Here is a 16,587-nt window from a genome sequence, read left to right on the forward strand (position 1 = left end):
TCTTGTTTGCTGTCTAAAAAAACACCCTAGACGTTTTTTTTCAAAAAAGGAATCCCCGATCTCATAGATTTCAGGTCTTCCAATACCGCCAGCAACGCGGGAATAACGACCAGAACCAACAAGGTTGCCACCATCAGGCCGAAAACCATCGTAATCGCCATTGGAATTAAGAATTGCGCCTGCAAGCTGGTTTCAAACATCAAAGGGGTCAGCCCGCCAATCGTCGTGGCAGAGGTCAAGATAACGGCGCGCAAACGTTCAATCGTGCCCCGCGCAATCGCTGTCATTGCCTCTTCGCCCATATCCTGATGTTCTTTCACCGTCGATACCAGAATAATGGAGTCATTCACCACAATGCCACTTAAGCCGACCAAGGCCACAAGACTGAGGATCGTCAAATCATATCCCATGATCAAATGACCGAAAGCGGCTCCGACAAAACCAAACGGGATAACCGACATCACCACAATCGGTTTGGAATAACTGGCAAAGACCCATGCTAAAATAATATAAATCGCACTGAAGCCAACAACCACGCCGCTTAACATATCGCCAAAGGTCCGTTGCGTTTCTTCTGCCTTGCCGGCAAACCCGATTTCTACCTTATGTTTGGCCGCGATTTGATCCACGTCATCGCGCTGCAATGCTTCGATAATGCGCCCGGTGCTGGTTGCCGATTTATTCAGTTCCCCCGTGATGGAAACCTGACGGGTGCCATCTTCGCGTTTGACAGTTGCAAACCCGGTTTTGGTACGCAAGCGAACCACTTGGGTCAAGGGCACTTCTGCCCCTGAAGGACTGCGCAAGTATAAGCCATCCAAATCCGTTTCATTGATATGATTGCGATCAAACTGGACACGGATCAAAACCTCTTCATCCCCGCGTGGAAAACGCTTCGCCACCGCACCGTCAAAATTATCACGCACCTGCCGGGCAACATCCTGTGTGGTAAAGCCCAAGGCCTGCCCATGTGGTGTCAGTTCCAAAATGGCTTCTTCCTTGCCATAAGGCAGGTCGTCTTCAATCGCCGAAATACCGGAATAGCGTTTCAGCAGATCCATCACCTCATTGGAGGCCTGTTTCAATCCATGAATATCGTCACCATTGATACGAATATCCACATCACGTCCCGGTGGTCCCGCTTGAACCGGGATCAGGGTCAATTTGATCAACCCGGGCTTTTCATCCAGTTTTTCGCGCCATAAATCCAGAAAGGTTGCTGTGCGAATATCGCGTTTATCTGAGGAAACAAGTTCAACATAGACCCCGCCGAGATGATCACTGCCCAGACTGTTCTTACCACCAATACCACCGCTGGCTGACGTTTTTGCGCCCACCTTCGTCACATGGGCGACAATCAATTTACCGCCCAGTTCCTCATTTGCAGCAAACATGGCGCGTTCCAATTCATCCACCATAATCTGTGTTTGGCTACGCGGTGTTCCGGCAACCATTTCCACATTGGCAAAAATCCGCTCGGCTTCCGGTCCCTTAAAGAACTGGAACCCCACACGACCACCAACCAGTAAACCAACGGCAATAATTAAAGAGGCAACGGCAATTGCCAATGTCCCATAACGGTATTCCAAGACCCAAGCCACCAAGCGGGCAAAATGTTCATCGCGAAACCGATTGAACCTTGTATTAAAGGCTTTGCGAAAACCGTTGGCTTCTTCCGGTTTGCCTTTTAAAGCATGACGCATATGTCCGGGCAAAACGAGGAAACATTCGATTAAGCTGGCAATAATCACCGCGATAGAAACAAACGGGATCGCGGCAATAATCTGCCCCATAATATCGGAAATGGCCAACAGCGGCATAAAGGCGGCAATTGTCGTCAGAGACGAGGCAAAAACAGGCGTCAGCATACGCAATGCCCCGCCTTCGGCGGCTTCGGCCGGGGACAGGCCCCGCCTGCGTAATGTTTCGGAATGTTCCCCCACCACAATGGCATCATCCACCACAATCCCGATGGCCATGATCAGTCCGAACAGGCTGACCATATTGATGGTTTGCCCGGACAGTTCCATCACAAACATGGTCGCCAACAACGAAACCGGAATGCCCGCTGCTACCCAAAATGCCACGCGGGTATTTAAAAACAAAAACAAAATCGTCAAAACAAGGATCAAACCGCTAAGACCATTTTCCAATAACAGATCAATGCGGTCCTTAATCAGATTGGCTTGAATTTCGTACTGGTCCAAACGCAGATTTGGGGGCAGGGTGGGACGAACATCGTTCAAAAATTTTGTAACGATTTTATCGACATCCAATGCATCCGCCGTTGTCGCCCGTTTGACCAACAATTCAACCGCGCGCGTTTGATTGAAACGGACTTCGACCCCGTCGGCATCAAACTGTTCACTGACGCGGGCAATATCGGACAATTTAATTTTTTCACCGTTTTCACGCGCACGCACTTCAATTTGTGCCACACCCTCGGCTGTTTTGACTTCCCCCAATCCGCGGATTTGTTTGGCTTGTATTCCGCCTGTTTCACCCGCAGGAATGTCTTGTGAAATCTGTTTAATCCGTTCTGCAATATCACCAATGCTCAAATCCAGTCGCCGCAATGTTTCCGGCAGGACATCCACCCAAATTTCTTCATCGCGGGCACCTGCCAAATCAACCTTGTCAACGCCACGTTCCAGCAATTCATCACGCAAGCCTTTGGCAATCGCTTTCAAGGCAGACTCGGGATAAGGACCACTGACCAGCAAACGGGTAATCGGCTCGTAACGCACAACGCGGTTGATCACAGGTTTTTCGCTGTCTTCGGGTAAGGTGGTGACCCCGCCAACCGCCGTTTCCACATTAGAGAGCGCGGTCTGCATTTCGGTTCCAGCCTCAAATTCAATGGAAATAGAGGCCAGCCCCTCATTCGAGGTTGATTTCACATGTTTGACACTGTCCAGAAAACGCAGTTCCGGTTCCAATGCCTGTATAATATTGGAATCGACATCTTCCGCGCCCGCCCCGGACCATTTCACCGAAACCGTGACTACATCAATCCCGAAATTGGGGAAAAACTGGACATTTAGGCGCATTAACGAGACAACGCCCAGTAACAGCATTAATAACATCAACAAATTTGGTGCGGTTCGATGGCGTGCAAACAAGCTGACCGGATTAAAGCGGCTTTCATTATGGCCCATCGTCATTTGACAAGCACCTTCACACCACTGCCCATTTCTGCAAAACGGGTAATACAAACCTGTTCATCGGCTTGCAGACCTGTGGCAATCAACACGTGTTCACCATCCAGTGCGGCAATTTCAACATCGCGTTTTTCCAAACGGCTGTCTTTGACGACATACACATAAGCCGCGTCATGGATGGCCTGAACAGGCAGGGACACAACCGATTTATATTCTTCATCCGGCACATTGACCTGTACAAACAAACCGGGACGTAAATCCGTATCCAGTGTCAAACCCGATAAGGCTGCAAACACGTTGCGCCCCCCGGTTGCGGCATCAACACGGGCATCAATACGTACAATCGTTCCTTCAAATTTTTCCACAACCGTTCCGCGGCGCACCGAAATTTCAACCGTGCGCCCCTTTAACGGTGTTTGCCGGGTCAAACGGGCATAGGCTGTTTCGCTGAGATGAAAACCGACTTCCAGACGTTGCAAGGAAATCAAACGGGCCAAGCGATCAGATGTGGAAACCTGTTTGCCTTCGGTCACATCCGTCTGTGTTAAAAAGCCGTCGAACGGTGCTTTTAATCGGGTGTCTTCCACATCGCGTTGCGCTTTGCTCAGGGCTATTTTCGCCTTTTCAACGGCAGAGGTCGCCTGCACAATCTGGGACTGAAAACGTGCAATTGTTTGTTCGCGGACCAAGACATTCTGACGACGGGTGTTCAAATTCAATTGCGCATCATCATGGGCTTTTTTACTGACCGCGGATCGTTTTAACAATTGGCGCTGACGGTCCAGTTCCCGGGCGGCTAAGTCCACCTGCTTTTTGTCAACAGGCAGTAATTTTTCCTCTCCGCTCAACATGGTTTGCAGTTCAACCAGCTTGGCCTCGGCTTCGTGCAAATCAGCGCGGCGTTCCTGCGCGGTGGCGACATAATCAAAATCATCAATGCGGATTAAAACATCGTTCGCCCGAACGGAGGCCCCATCACCCAAACTATCGGAAACAGATATAACCCGACCGGAGACTTGTGCGCGTAATTCGGCTTCTCGCCCGGCGCGGATTTCACCAAAACTGCTGACCCGTGGGCGGACATTTTCAAATTGCACTGTTTCCACCGCAACGGGCCAATACCGTTCCTCAACCTCCATCAAAGGCGTTTGCGGTTTGGTTGCTTTTAAAATCGCAAAGACGCCAATGCCTATTAAAATTGCAACCAATGGGAAAATGGCTTTTTTGTATCGCTGCCAAAGCTCCATGCCCGATTACCTTTATGTCAATTGAGGGGGGGATCCATTTGTAATTGAATGTATATTACCAAATGATAAAGTAATTCACAATTGATGATCGTCAACTCAACTACAATAAATCCGCGATTTTATAATCAGGCATCTGTTTGCGGACGTTTATTCACCAGCGGGGGAACATGGCGCAAGACGCGCTTGGCGTTATCTTGTACGGGGGTTGGGTTCTTCTTTTTCGGTTCGAGCAAATCTGTCCCATCAAACGATTTATGAGAACCCTTTAAACGGCGTTGTTCCACCGTATCCAAGGTGCGTTGTACCAACGGGTCACGATCCGGGGAATGGACACAGGCGCGCAGATGCACCCGAACAATCACATCCACACGTTTATGTAACGTACGCGCACGACGATGGGCATCCAGCCACAGAATGTAGGCTGACAAGGTCCAAGGATGGACGGGGAAAGCCTTCAATCTTCGCTGTACACACCAGTCTTTAAATTCCAGCCACTCCTTGCGGCGGTGCGGCGCATTCATGGGGTGTTATCCTGCTTGTTGTGTCAGTCTGCGTCTTAAGCGGGTATATGGCATTTCTCACGCTGCCTTAACACAAGGCCGCAAAGCGTGCCAAAAATTCCGAGAAGAGTCATTATAAAAAATGCCCCGCCGGAAAACAGTTCGTAAAAATAACCGACAAACAGCAGCGATATACCGGCTCCAACCCCAAAAGCCGATGCGCCGTATAAACTTTGCGCTGTTGCAGAAAAATCAACGCTAACCGTACGTGAGATAAAGTTCATCGCCCCCAAATGCATGGCGCCAAAGGTCAAGGCATGAAGGATTTGAACCAGACATAAAACAATCACATCAGGGTCATTTGCCAGAACGGACCAACGCACAACACAGGCGATTGCAGCAAAGACCAACAGGCTGGCGGCCCCAAAACGATCCCCGATTCGCCCGCCAAAAATAAAAAAGACCACTTCCGCCACGACCCCTTCAGCCCATAAAAAGCCGATAAACGCATCACTGTAATCTTGGGCACGCCAGTGTAGGGTTGCAAATCCGTAATAAAGGGCGTGGGAACCATGAATACAGGCCACCGTTGCCATGAATATCTGAAATGTTCTGTCTTTCAACAAGGTGCGCACCGGACGCCCTGTTCGCCCCAAGGGCATGGCGCGCATATCGGGTAAGCCGAGGGTGGCCAAGAACGTCAAGGCAATGGCGCCCAATATGGTCCAATAGATAATACCGACATCGCGTCCTTCCAAGACAAAACCGAAGCCAAAAGACATGACGATAAAACTGATCGATCCCCACAGACGCAGCCGTCCATACTGGATATTTCCCCCGCGTGTTGCAAGTAAGGTTACGTTATCGCCAAACGACATAAGCGGTGCCCAGCTGATGCCATATAAGAGCGAAATGATAAACAGGGCATAAAAACTATGGGCAACGAAAAACAATGCAAAACAGAAGAATGAGCTGGCAAGAAACAGCAACATCAAGCGTTTTCGTTCCCCCAGTTTATCGCCCAAACTGGCAAATAAGGGGGAGAAGACAACTTTGCCCAAAACAGGGATCGCCGTTAAAATACCGATTTCCACCCCCGTCATGCCCCGGTGCTGCAACCAGACGGGCCAATAGGGCATCATGCAGCCGATCACAAAAAATATTGCGATATAAAAAGACGACAATCTGGGGGCCAGAAACGTCATCCCGGCAGGCCTCACTTACACACCTTTCCAGCGTTCAAACAAATTATGTTCGATATCAAACTGATCCAGTGCCTTACCGATACTTTGGTGGATAATATCCTGTACGGTCTTCGGTTTGTGATAAAAGGCAGGGACGGGTGGTAAAATGGTCGCGCCCAAATCTGCACACCGCGCCATCAATTCCAGATGCCCCTTATGCAAAGGCGTTTCGCGCACCATCATCACAAGGCGACGACGTTCTTTTAAACAAACATCCGCCGCGCGGATCAACAGATTGGAATTGTCCGATGTGGCAATGCCTGACAGGGTTTTAATCGCACAAGGGGCAATAATCATTCCCTTGGTTTTAAATGATCCACTGGAAATGGCTGCGCCCATATTTTTGGCATCATAGACAACATCGGCCAAGGCTTTGACTTCATCCAATGTCACATCGGTTTCCAATTGCAGATTAATTTGCGCGCTGTCACTGACAACCAGATGGGTGGGATGCCCGATATCTTTCAAGGCACGCAGCAGTTCCACGCCATAAATCACACCGGATGCACCCGATATGCCAACGACCAAGGGCAATGTCATTTTCAACCTCTTCTAACAGACGGGGTAAGGGTTTGAATATTTAACCATACTTTTGCCATAGTTATAGAGAAAATACCCAACTAGGGAAATGAGTTATTCTTGACTTTTTAAGAAAAACACCCTACAAATGAGAACATAACGGGAAAGTTGCTTATTTTGAGGGCTTTTTCGTGTTGATTTTGCGCCCAAAAGGCGGAAATCACAAAAACGTGACCATGAAATCGTATTGCTTAAAAAAGGATATGACCATGACTGTGACCTACTTCACTCTCCTCTTGCAAAACTGACGTTACTGTACCTGTGCATGAATAAAGTGCACCGGAAACAACAAACATATTTTTTAAAACACGTGCTTCGTTTTTAGCGTGTCCGGCACACAACAAGGTTTATTTTTCGACCATCAAGTTGCGTGTCACTGTTGTAAGAATAGGGAGTTATCAAATGTCCGTATCGACTGTAAATCTGCCCGCATTGCCGAGCGATTCCGGTGACAGCTTAAATACCTATCTGCGTGAGGCCTGGAAGTTTCCCATCCTGAGCGCGGACGAAGAATACATGCTGGCGAAACGTTTCCATGACAGTGGCGATGTTGACGCCGCGCATAAGCTCGTGACCAGCCATTTACGTCTCGTTGCAAAAATTGCAATGGGCTATAAAGGCTATGGCTTGCCGGTCGCTGATTTGATCAGTGAAGGCAACGTGGGCCTGATGAAAGCCGTTAAGAAATTCGAACCTGAAAAAGGCTTCCGCCTGTCCACTTATGCCATGTGGTGGATCCGTGCCAGTGTGACAGAATATATTCTGCAAAGCTGGTCAATGGTGCGCCTTGGGACAATGTCCGCACAGAAAAAGCTGTTCTTCTCGTTACGTCGAACCAAAAGAAAATTGTCAATCATCGACAATGGGGAACTGACGGATGAACAGGCGGCTGCAATTGCGGAACAAACGAATGCAACCACGGACGAGGTCATGCACCTTAACCGTCGTTTGTCCACACGCGATATGTCGCTGAATGCTCCGCTGTCCATTGATGAAGGCGGCGAACATCAGGACCTGTTGGAAGATGATCGACCGAGCCCGGAAAAAATTGCATCTGACACACAAATGCACACCATGCGCAATGAACTCGTTGGGCAGGCGCTGGACGAATTAAACCAGCGTGACCGCGACATTTTTGAACGCCGCCACCTGTCCGAAGAACCGCCGACCCTTGAAGAACTCGGGACGGAATACGGCATTTCACGCGAACGGGTTCGCCAATTGGAGGCACGTGCCTTTAAAAAGGTCAAAGAATTTATTCTGGGCAATAGCCTTGCCCCGCAATTGACCTAATCACGGGACATTTACAACAGCCTCTCCTATTCGTTGTGGTAGGTATCCAACTGCGTTGCAGGATGCGATATCTACCACAATATATGGATTTGCTCCCCTCACATTAATGCTTTACACTTCCTGCACATTATGGGCATTACACCTTTAAGGTGTCTGGGGAGGCTATGCACGACATCAAGCTGAGGAAACGGCTGTTCTTTCGCCAAACGCGAAACGCTATTCTGGCTGCACTGGGTTTAGGTGTCATCCTTTCCATTGGACAGATTATTTTTGATTTCCGTGCCGAACAGGAACATATTGATAAAACTGTTCGTCAGGTTCTCAATACTTCCAAAGAATCTGCCGCTCAGGCGGCTTACGGTCTGAACGAGGAACTGGCCACACGCGTCATCAACGGCTTGTTCGAATATCGTCCCATTCGCTTTGCCCAAATCAACGACGATTTTGGACGGCAACTGGCGTTTAAAGAACGTCCGACGACCACCCATAATCTGGAATGGCTTGGTCCTTTAATGGATGCCGGGTCCAGTCTATATACGGTTCCATTATATATCAAAGAACAGCGTCAAACCGTTATTGGTGAAATGCGTGTCAAGGTCGACAGATTTTTGATTGCACAGAATTTCATTCAGCGCGCCGGTTTTGTTGTCTTGCTTGGTATTTTACGAAACACCATTTTGGCGATCGTTTTCGGATTTTTATTTTACTTTACGCTGGGTAGGCCTGTGATGATGGCCTTAAACGGCATGTCAGGCATTGACCCTCAAAACCCCGGGCGGACAAAGCTTACCATTCCCAAGGGCCATCGTGAGGATGAAATCGGTCTGCTCATCACCAAACTCAATACCGTTCTGGAGGAATTTCAAGAAACACTTCTTCAACGCTATTACGCCGAAAGCCAATTGAAGAAAAAACAACAGATGATCGCCTTACTCAATCAACGCTTGGAAGAACGGGTACGCCAGCGCACCAGCGAACTGGAAGCGGCCAATAAGGAAATGGAAGCCTTCACTTATTCCGTTTCCCATGACCTGCGCGCCCCGTTACGGACCATTTCCGGCTTTAGCGATATCTTGCAGGATGAATATGGCGATCAACTGGATGATCAGGCCCGCCATTATTTGGACCGGGTGAGCAAAGGGACTGAACGTATGGATCAATTGATCAACGATCTTCTCAAGCTGTCGCGCAGCACCCGTGGTGAATTGCACCGCAATGATGTCAATCTGTCCAAACTGGCGCAAGAAATCTTTGAAGATCTGCTGCATGCCACCCCACAGCGCGATGTGGAACTTCATATTGAACCCAATATCCACGCACAGGGGGATAAAAGATTTCTCCGTCTCGCGTTGGAAAACTTGATCTCGAACGCGTGGAAATATACCTCAAACGAAGACCTGAGTGAAATTAGTTTCGGCAGATTAAAACAAGATGGCGATATTGTTTATTTTATCTCCGACAACGGGGCCGGCTTTGACATGGCCTATGCGGAAAAACTCTTTTCCCCGTTCCATCGCCTGCATACCAGCAAAGAGTTCGAAGGTACTGGCGTTGGCTTGGCCACCGTTCAGCGCATTATTCATCGTCATGGCGGGGATATCTGGGCACAAGCCACGCTGGGCGAGGGCGCAACCTTCTTTTTTACTCTTCCCGCCAATGAGCCGGATTTGTTCAATGATGGTAATCAGGATTACGCTATTTAGGGTAATTTAGCACAAATCTAACCTTCTCACTTTTGAATCCTTCTAACCCATTTGAAGGATGCGGCTTAAGATTGAACAATCCAAAATGCAACCAACTTAAAGAAGGATGCAATCCCCAGAGGTGCGACGATGACCACAATCCTGATCGTAGACGACGATCCCATGATATTGGAAAGTACCCAGCTTTATCTTGAAAGCCACGGTTTTGATACCTTATGCGCCCATGACGGGGATGAAGCTTTTGAACAGATAAATGCAAATCGTGTACACGTCGCCCTTGTCGATATCTTTATGCCCAAACGAGATGGCTACCAATTTATTCTGACCTTAAAAGACAGCCTTCCGATTATTGCCATGAGTGGTGTCACCTCCAGTCGCTTTGAACCACTTGAATTTGCACAAACACTGGGGGCTTCGGCTACTTTATCCAAACCATTCGAACCTAAAAAATTACTGCATACCATTGATCATCTTTTAAATACGGCTCATTAATTAAAAAAACATTGTTCGACTATCGAACAGTTAATATAGTAACGAATAAATCAAATCTATATTAACAGGGACTACCGTGAACATAAGCTTTCAGGATATTGAATTCCAAACCCAGCGTATGCGGGCCAAACATATCATTTTGCACGAAGACAATGACAAACCCACGCTTGTATTTTTACATGAAGGTCTTGGTTGCCTTGAAATGTGGAAGGATTTTCCCGAAAAACTCTGTCAAGAAACCGGACTAAACGGTTTTGTCTATGAACGGATCGGCTTTGGTCAGTCTTCCCCCCTTGGCCTTGTCCCCAGACCTATTGACTATCTGGAACGCGAAGGCCGCGACATTTTACCTGTCGTTCTGGAGCAAGGCGGCATTCAAAATCCGCTGCTGGTGGGTCACAGTGACGGTGGATCCATTGCGTTGATTTATGCAGCCTTCCACGCCGATAAACTATGTGCTGCCATTACAGAGGCCGCGCATGTTTTTGTCGAAGATATTACGATTGACGGTATTGTCGAGGCTGGAAAAATATATTTCAAAACTGACGACCTCAAAACCAAACTGGCACGTTATCACGGCGACAATACGGATAAAGCCTTTCGGGGTTGGCATGATACATGGCTCACGCCCGAATTTCGCCATTGGAATATGGAAAACCTGCTGGCCAATATCACTTGTCCTTTGTTGGTCATTCAGGGGATTGATGATGAATATGGCAGCCAGTTACAGGTTCAATCTATAGTTGAGAATTCAACTGGGCCCGCGACCCCTTTTATGGTTCCAAACTGTGCACATATTCCACACTTTCAGGCAGCTGCCCCTGTTATGCAGGCGATGAAGGATTTCATTAACAAAATCGTCTAATCGCTTGCATTTCAATATTTTTTTAGGCAAAGTGTTCCAGCTTCACATGCAGGAAACGTTATAGGATGTTCAGATCACAGCTTACGATACGCGCCATCGTCGGACATACGATCCTGCCTGTCACCATTGCCCTGCTTCTTACATTCTTTCCGCTAAGCCAAGGGGTTATGGTTGAAGGATCGCAAGCCTTCTTTGATTTTTCTCCGTCTCATTCTCTGGGATATCCTATCTTTCTGGCACTGATTGGCCTGATTACGCCCGAACATATGGACATTGCCTATGTACAAGTCTGGGCTTATGCCTTTGCTGTCTTTATATTGGCGCTTGGTATCTGTCGCGTCAGCACCAATCATTTCTTTGCTTTGTTATGCACGCTGTGCCTTTTGTTGAACCCCTTTATCCTGAACGCACATTTTGTCATCCAGCCGGACTCGCTTTTTATCAGTACAAGCCTGATGATTTTGGCCTTTTTGCTGCATGCCATTGCCTCACACGGTTTTTTTGCATTATTTGGCTTTGGTCTCAGCATTGGCGTCGCCATTGCCCTGTGCCCGTTTGGTCTCGCCTACCTTCCTTTATTGATTATTGCGCCTGTGCTTTTTTTACGCAAAAACCATTGTTCTTTTGCTAAAGCGTTTCTGGTGCCCGCTCTTTCCTCTATCGCCTTGATATCGTTTGAGGCCAGTGCGTATCACAACCTGCACACTGATCAGGAATACAGGCCGGCAGCAGGCAGCGTTTTTGCCAATGCCGCCTTGATGAACAGCAATCAGCAATCGCCTTATGCTTCAAAAGACCCGCGTACGACCTTATGGGAAAGAATAGAACAAGACCTTCAAGGCATCCGTAATGAGATTTGGCAGGAAGATGATTTTAAAACACGCAGTAACCTGTTGCTTTCTCAACAACACTATTTAAGTGAGAATTTTTCTATCAATGCGCTGACCCAAGCCGGTTTTATGCTTGATAAGTCCGTTGATGATATTCGCATGGATATCGCATCGTCGCGCATTGTTCAGGACCCGCTGGCATTCTTAGAAATTACACTGACCCATTATCGTCGTATATGGACATCGGACAATATGCTGTCTTATCCTTTTTGGGTCATCAGCTTAGTGACCAGCCTCATCGGTCTATGGTCGTGGATCAGAGGAAAACCGTTCAACGGCGCTTTTGCCTTGGCCTTTATTAGTGCCTTCGCCGTTCAGTGCCAAACCATCCTGAGCGCCCATATGGGGATTGGCCCCCCTCACCCGTTGATGTTTTACAGCCCGTTGCTCAGTCTCAATGTGATCGCTCTGATGCTTGGTTTTTATATGGCCTTTATCAATCCACCGCGCACAAACGGCTAAGAAGATCGGCGGCGCTTTGCGCATCACTGACGATTGATTGCGCCCCACAAGCCATCATCAGATTATCCACCAAATCAAAATCTTCAACCATCAGACCATTCGAGTCCACTTCATCCCCGGCTCGTTTCTCAAGACCGCTATAAAAGTCGCGTGTACGTGCCAGATATGTTGATTGTGTATTATATCCCACAACAGGCAGGCCTTTTGCCACGGCATATCCCATTTCAAAAGCGGTTCCCCCATCCATGCCCGGCCCCCGAAAAGCCTGCATATCCGCCATAACACCAGCGCAACTGTCAATCAGTTTGATATTGGCCTCGTAGATAGCACGCGCAGCCTGATGTTTGCCTAATTTTGAAATATCCAGCCCTGCGTCCATAGGAAAAACACCTTCCAAACCATATTGCTCACAAATCACTTTTAATTCTTCGCTATGCGCAATCGGATCGGGATAGAAAACACCGGGGCCTGCCAAATAAATACGAATTGTCATGTCTCGTTCTTTCAAAACCTAGGCTGTGTAAAGCAGTGTGACGCTCCATCTTCCATGCGTCAAACATTCATAAAAATGTCATTTGATTTCCTTGTTAATTCGATTATTGTCGAAATATGGAAATTAATAATGCAACCGAGATGCTCGGCGCGCTGTCTTACGAGGCACGTCTGAGAATTTTTCGCTATCTGGTTCGACAAGGACCGGACGGGGCAAGTGCTGGCAATATCGCCGGTGCGTGCGAAATCACCGCCTCCACCTTGTCCCATCACCTGAACCAGATGCGTAATGCCGGCCTGATTGAACGTACGCGCCAGTCGCGCTCCCTTATCTACGTTGCAAACTTTAAAACGATGACTGCCCTGATCGACTTTCTGTCGGACGAATGTTGCAACGGGCAGCCCGAACTCTGTCGATCAACAAAGGAATAAACAAAATGACCCTGCGTGTCGCAATCAATGGTTTTGGGCGTATGGGCCGTTTGGTTCTACGCGCCGGATGGAACAATCCCGATCTGGAATTCGTCCATATCAACGAACCCAAAGGCGGTGTGGAATGTGCCGCCCACCTGCTGCAATTTGACACCGTTCACGGTACATGGGGCAACGATATCTCCCATAATACGGACAACATCATCATTGATGGCAAATCTCTGTCTTTTTCTGAAAGCACCACGCCGGAAAAAATGGATTGGGCAGCAATGGGCATTGACCTTTTACTGGAATGTTCCGGCAAATATCGCACAGATGAATTGCTGCAACCCTTTCTCGATCAGGGGATCAAAAAAGTTCTGGTCGCTTGCCCGGTGAAAACGGACGGGGCCCTCAATATCGTTTATGGGGTCAATCATCATCTCTATGATCCGGTAAAACACCATATCGTCACGGCAGCTTCCTGCACCACAAACTGTATTGCCCCGGCAATTAAGGTCATCCATGAAAATATCGGTATTGAACGTGGGTCCATTACCACCATTCACGATGTCACCAATACACAGATTATGGTCGATGCCCCGCATAAAGATTTGCGCCGGGCACGATCGGGGCTGAACTCCCTGATCCCGACAACCACTGGGTCTGCAACCGCTATCACTGTCATTTACCCGGACCTGAAGGGAAAACTGGATGGTCACGCGGTCCGTGTCCCCTTACTGAATGCCTCGTTGACCGATTGTGTCTTTGAATTAAAACGCACGGTCAGCGCAGACGAGGTCAACGCCATGTTTGCCGAAGCGGCAGAAGGGGAACTGAAAGGCATTCTCGGATACGAAAGCCGTCCGCTGGTGTCCTGTGATTTCACCAACGATCCCCGATCTACCATTGTTGATGGTCCCTCGACACTGGTTGTCGATGGCACCCATTTGAAAGTCTATCTTTGGTACGATAATGAATGGGGATACGTCGAACGCATGGTCGACATCGCACAGATGATGGCACAACAGGCATGACGGATGTAAAAAACTATGCTTGCGTTACCGCCAGTTATTGGGGGTTCACCCTCAGTGACGGGGCGTTGCGCATGCTGGTCCTGTTACACTTTCACCATCTTGGCTATACCCCGCTAGACCTTGCCTTCTTATTCTTGCTGTACGAGGCAATGGGCATTCTCACCAATTTTATCGGGGGATGGATCGGGGCGCGCTTTGGCCTGCGCCTGACCTTGTTTGTCGGACTAAGCGTGCAGATTTTTGCTCTGATCATGCTGTCGTTATTACAAGCAGACTGGGCAATGTCTTTGTCTGTTGCCTATGTGATGGCCGCACAAGCCCTGAGCGGGATTGCCAAGGATTTGACCAAAATGTCTTCCAAAAGTGCGGTCAAACTGGTGGTGTCTGACGAAGGTTTGCTGTTTAAATGGGTATCCTTGCTGACGGGTTCAAAAAATGCCTTAAAAGGGATTGGCTTTTTTCTCGGTGGGCTTTTACTGGAAACATTGGGGTTTCAACTGGCCTTGTGGGTGATGGCGGGTGTATTGGGTTTTATCCTTCTTATCGCCCTAAACCTTATTCATGGGGAACTTGGAAAAGCCAAATCAAAAATCACGGGTAAAGACCTTTTTTCCAAATCCCGTGAAATTAATATCCTGTCTTTTGCCCGTATCTTTTTGTTCGCCTCGCGTGATGTGTGGTTTGTGGTTGCCATTCCGGTGTTTTTTGCGGAAAAACTCGGATGGAATTTTAATCAGATTGGTTTTTTCATGGCCGCCTGGATTGTCGGCTACGGCATCATTCAAGCCTTCGTCCCACGTCTCAGCAAACAAACCACAGATGCCCAAAGCGGAGCGCAAGCCGCAATGCTCTGGGGGTTCATCCTGCTGATCTTACCTGTTTCCATGACGTTGGGCTGTCTTTTTCTGCCCGATTATATTGTCTGGATCCTCATCAGCGGTCTTTTGATTTTCGCCCTTGCCTTTGCGGTGAATTCTTCTTTGCATTCCTATCTGATTGTTTCTTTCAGTGATGCAGACAAGGTTTCTCTGAGCGTTGGGTTTTATTATATGGCAAACGCAATTGGTCGCCTGATCGGCACCTTACTGTCCGGTCTGGTTTATCAATGGGCGGGGCTGGAAGCCTGCCTCGGTGTATCCGCCATAATGGTTCTTATTGCAGCCAGCAGTATGATCTTGTTGAACAAAAAACCGTCGCTTCAATCCAAAGGAACATAACCGCGTTTGCGCATACAATCGCCCACCAGTTGCGTCATTTTTTTGCCAACCTCAAACTGGCGCATACGTTCATCATAGGCACTGAGCCCGCGATCAGCGTGATAGTCTGTATCCAGACCAAGGTAACGTTCCGCGGCACGTTGGCAACGGCGTTGATCACTGCCCCATTGTTCAGACGGGATGGTTTTATGCTGCCAATGGCGTGTTGGCGTTGTCATGCACCCCGCCAATAAGCCAACAGCAAGAAGAACAAACAGGAACTTCATTTCTTATACCAACTTCACTGTGAAATCAGGTAAACCTTCGATTTTACAGGTCATAACATCCCCTGCCTTTACCGCCCCGACACCCGCCGGTGTTCCGGTAAAGATGATATCACCGGGCAACAGGGCATCATAACTTTCCAGATGCGCCATAATTTCTTGCACATTATAAATCATTTGGCCCAAGTCACCTTGCTGGCGGACTTCGCCATTCACAGACAAACTAATGGCACCCCGGCTTACATCCCCGCATTGGTCCGCCAATGTCAGTTGCGAAACAGCTGCTGCCCCTGTGAAGTTTTTCGAGGTATCCCACGGCATACCGGTTTCTTTTGCCACCGCCTGCACATCACGTTTGGTAAAATCAATTCCGATGCCATAGGCATAGACCTCGGCATTTTCACCCAAGGCAACAACCAGTTCAACTTCGTGATGCAGGTCATTTGTCGCGCGCGGATAATCAATCGTTACCTCATCCACGCCTGCTGCAACCGCATGGGCGGACTTTGAAAAAAACTTGGGTTTTACTTTTTGGGGATCCCCGCCCATCTCCCGGATATGTTCGCCATAATTTTTTGCAACACAATGAACGCGACGAATGGGGAATTCATCCACAGTTCCGGCAATTTTTAACGCAGGTGGGGTCCAAAGCGGCAGAACGTAACTCATTATAAACTCCAAAGCTGGACAGACGGGTAAACGGGTTATATGTTTGTATCCATAACATTTAA

16 protein-coding genes are annotated in these 16,587 nt (G+C 48.4%); 8 read left to right on the forward strand and 8 right to left on the reverse strand.

Annotated elements, in window-relative coordinates; all coding sequences use genetic code 11:
- Window positions 1-26 precede the first annotated feature (26 nt).
- From ACN0VA_RS02785 to ACN0VA_RS02805, 5 genes are all read right to left on the reverse strand, one after another.
- Window positions 27-3,164 (reverse strand): efflux RND transporter permease subunit, encoded by a 3,138-nt coding sequence (locus ACN0VA_RS02785; protein ID WP_417819663.1) that lies wholly within the window; start codon window positions 3,162-3,164, stop codon window positions 27-29.
- Entirely contained in the window at window positions 3,161-4,408 is a 1,248-nt protein-coding gene (locus ACN0VA_RS02790; protein ID WP_417819664.1) for an efflux RND transporter periplasmic adaptor subunit, read from the reverse strand. The genes ACN0VA_RS02785 and ACN0VA_RS02790 overlap by 4 nt, the downstream gene beginning before the upstream one ends.
- 125 nt (window positions 4,409-4,533) lie before the next feature.
- The gene (locus ACN0VA_RS02795; protein ID WP_417819665.1) at window positions 4,534-4,929 is read right to left on the reverse strand and encodes a hypothetical protein; all 396 of its coding nucleotides are present in this window, start codon (window positions 4,927-4,929) and stop codon (window positions 4,534-4,536) included.
- Between the two features lie 35 nt (window positions 4,930-4,964).
- Complete coding sequence (locus ACN0VA_RS02800; RefSeq protein ID WP_417819666.1) at window positions 4,965-6,113, reverse strand: MFS transporter; 1,149 nt, start codon at window positions 6,111-6,113, stop codon at window positions 4,965-4,967.
- A 15-nt stretch (window positions 6,114-6,128) separates the two neighbouring features.
- On the reverse strand, window positions 6,129-6,692 hold the full coding sequence (locus ACN0VA_RS02805; protein WP_417819667.1) for a UbiX family flavin prenyltransferase: 564 nt from the start codon (window positions 6,690-6,692) through the stop codon (window positions 6,129-6,131).
- A 441-nt stretch (window positions 6,693-7,133) separates the two neighbouring features.
- Here ACN0VA_RS02805 and rpoH point away from each other — a divergent pair, with 441 nt between their 5' ends.
- The 5 genes from rpoH to ACN0VA_RS02830 all read left to right on the forward strand — a co-directional run bounded on the left by rpoH (window position 7,134) and on the right by ACN0VA_RS02830 (window position 12,436).
- A complete protein-coding gene (rpoH, locus tag ACN0VA_RS02810) occupies window positions 7,134-8,024 on the forward strand; it encodes an RNA polymerase sigma factor RpoH (protein ID WP_417819668.1) in 891 nt (296 codons plus the stop codon).
- Between the two features lie 164 nt (window positions 8,025-8,188).
- Complete coding sequence (locus tag ACN0VA_RS02815; RefSeq protein ID WP_417819669.1) at window positions 8,189-9,727, forward strand: sensor histidine kinase; 1,539 nt, start codon at window positions 8,189-8,191, stop codon at window positions 9,725-9,727.
- Between the two features lie 129 nt (window positions 9,728-9,856).
- Window positions 9,857-10,219, forward strand: a complete 363-nt coding sequence (locus ACN0VA_RS02820) for a response regulator (RefSeq protein ID WP_417819670.1) — start codon at window positions 9,857-9,859, stop codon at window positions 10,217-10,219.
- Between the two features lie 76 nt (window positions 10,220-10,295).
- Window positions 10,296-11,084, forward strand: coding sequence for an alpha/beta fold hydrolase (locus tag ACN0VA_RS02825; RefSeq protein ID WP_417819671.1), 789 nt, complete (start codon window positions 10,296-10,298; stop codon window positions 11,082-11,084).
- 65 nt (window positions 11,085-11,149) lie between these two features.
- Window positions 11,150-12,436 (forward strand): hypothetical protein, encoded by a 1,287-nt coding sequence (locus ACN0VA_RS02830; RefSeq protein ID WP_417819672.1) that lies wholly within the window; start codon window positions 11,150-11,152, stop codon window positions 12,434-12,436.
- Here the strand turns inward: ACN0VA_RS02830 and ACN0VA_RS02835 are convergent.
- On the reverse strand, window positions 12,411-12,929 hold the full coding sequence (locus ACN0VA_RS02835; protein WP_417819673.1) for a nucleoside 2-deoxyribosyltransferase: 519 nt from the start codon (window positions 12,927-12,929) through the stop codon (window positions 12,411-12,413). The two genes, ACN0VA_RS02830 and ACN0VA_RS02835, sit on opposite strands and share 26 nt — an antisense overlap.
- A 116-nt stretch (window positions 12,930-13,045) precedes the next feature.
- On the opposite strand from ACN0VA_RS02835, the gene ACN0VA_RS02840 reads away from it, so the two are divergent.
- From ACN0VA_RS02840 to arsJ, 3 genes are read left to right on the forward strand one after another with little or no spacing between them, the layout of a single operon-like run.
- Window positions 13,046-13,360, forward strand: coding sequence for an ArsR/SmtB family transcription factor (locus ACN0VA_RS02840; RefSeq protein ID WP_417819674.1), 315 nt, complete (start codon window positions 13,046-13,048; stop codon window positions 13,358-13,360).
- A gap of 5 nt (window positions 13,361-13,365) precedes the next feature.
- Window positions 13,366-14,376 carry an ArsJ-associated glyceraldehyde-3-phosphate dehydrogenase gene (locus ACN0VA_RS02845; RefSeq protein ID WP_417819675.1) on the forward strand — a complete coding sequence of 337 codons (1,011 nt, stop codon included), beginning with the start codon at window positions 13,366-13,368 and terminating at the stop codon, window positions 14,374-14,376.
- The gene (gene arsJ / locus ACN0VA_RS02850; protein ID WP_417819676.1) at window positions 14,319-15,593 is read left to right on the forward strand and encodes an organoarsenical effux MFS transporter ArsJ; all 1,275 of its coding nucleotides are present in this window, start codon (window positions 14,319-14,321) and stop codon (window positions 15,591-15,593) included. The genes ACN0VA_RS02845 and arsJ overlap by 58 nt, the downstream gene beginning before the upstream one ends.
- Here the strand turns inward: arsJ and ACN0VA_RS02855 are convergent.
- Both ACN0VA_RS02855 and ACN0VA_RS02860 read right to left on the reverse strand, forming a co-directional pair.
- Window positions 15,575-15,859: a hypothetical protein gene (locus tag ACN0VA_RS02855; RefSeq protein ID WP_417819677.1), complete on the reverse strand. Its 285-nt coding sequence runs from the start codon at window positions 15,857-15,859 to the stop codon at window positions 15,575-15,577. The two genes, arsJ and ACN0VA_RS02855, sit on opposite strands and share 19 nt — an antisense overlap.
- Before the next feature lie 3 nt (window positions 15,860-15,862).
- A complete protein-coding gene (locus ACN0VA_RS02860) occupies window positions 15,863-16,525 on the reverse strand; it encodes a fumarylacetoacetate hydrolase family protein (RefSeq protein WP_417819678.1) in 663 nt (220 codons plus the stop codon).
- Between the last annotated feature and the right edge of the window lie 62 nt (window positions 16,526-16,587).

Origin of the sequence: Terasakiella sp. (assembly GCF_048267425.1) — a bacterium.
In the GTDB taxonomy this organism is placed as follows: Bacteria; Pseudomonadota; Alphaproteobacteria; order Rhodospirillales; family Terasakiellaceae; genus Terasakiella.

Excerpts from the sequence above, each read along its gene's own strand:
- ACN0VA_RS02815 (WP_417819669.1), top strand. The coding sequence starts at position 8,189 with ATGCACGACATCAAGCTGAGGAAACGGCTGTTCTTTCGCCAAACGCGA.
- ACN0VA_RS02835 (WP_417819673.1), bottom strand. The coding sequence starts at position 12,929 with ATGACAATTCGTATTTATTTGGCAGGCCCCGGTGTTTTCTATCCCGAT.
- ACN0VA_RS02855 (WP_417819677.1), bottom strand. The coding sequence starts at position 15,859 with ATGAAGTTCCTGTTTGTTCTTCTTGCTGTTGGCTTATTGGCGGGGTGC.
- arsJ (WP_417819676.1), top strand. The coding sequence starts at position 14,319 with ATGGGGATACGTCGAACGCATGGTCGACATCGCACAGATGATGGCACA.
- ACN0VA_RS02820 (WP_417819670.1), top strand. The coding sequence starts at position 9,857 with ATGACCACAATCCTGATCGTAGACGACGATCCCATGATATTGGAAAGT.
- ACN0VA_RS02830 (WP_417819672.1), top strand. The coding sequence starts at position 11,150 with ATGTTCAGATCACAGCTTACGATACGCGCCATCGTCGGACATACGATC.
- ACN0VA_RS02840 (WP_417819674.1), top strand. The coding sequence starts at position 13,046 with ATGGAAATTAATAATGCAACCGAGATGCTCGGCGCGCTGTCTTACGAG.
- ACN0VA_RS02785 (WP_417819663.1), bottom strand. The coding sequence starts at position 3,164 with ATGACGATGGGCCATAATGAAAGCCGCTTTAATCCGGTCAGCTTGTTT.
- ACN0VA_RS02790 (WP_417819664.1), bottom strand. The coding sequence starts at position 4,408 with ATGGAGCTTTGGCAGCGATACAAAAAAGCCATTTTCCCATTGGTTGCA.
- ACN0VA_RS02860 (WP_417819678.1), bottom strand. The coding sequence starts at position 16,525 with ATGAGTTACGTTCTGCCGCTTTGGACCCCACCTGCGTTAAAAATTGCC.
- ACN0VA_RS02800 (WP_417819666.1), bottom strand. The coding sequence starts at position 6,113 with ATGACGTTTCTGGCCCCCAGATTGTCGTCTTTTTATATCGCAATATTT.
- rpoH (WP_417819668.1), top strand. The coding sequence starts at position 7,134 with ATGTCCGTATCGACTGTAAATCTGCCCGCATTGCCGAGCGATTCCGGT.
- ACN0VA_RS02795 (WP_417819665.1), bottom strand. The coding sequence starts at position 4,929 with ATGAATGCGCCGCACCGCCGCAAGGAGTGGCTGGAATTTAAAGACTGG.
- ACN0VA_RS02805 (WP_417819667.1), bottom strand. The coding sequence starts at position 6,692 with ATGACATTGCCCTTGGTCGTTGGCATATCGGGTGCATCCGGTGTGATT.
- ACN0VA_RS02845 (WP_417819675.1), top strand. The coding sequence starts at position 13,366 with ATGACCCTGCGTGTCGCAATCAATGGTTTTGGGCGTATGGGCCGTTTG.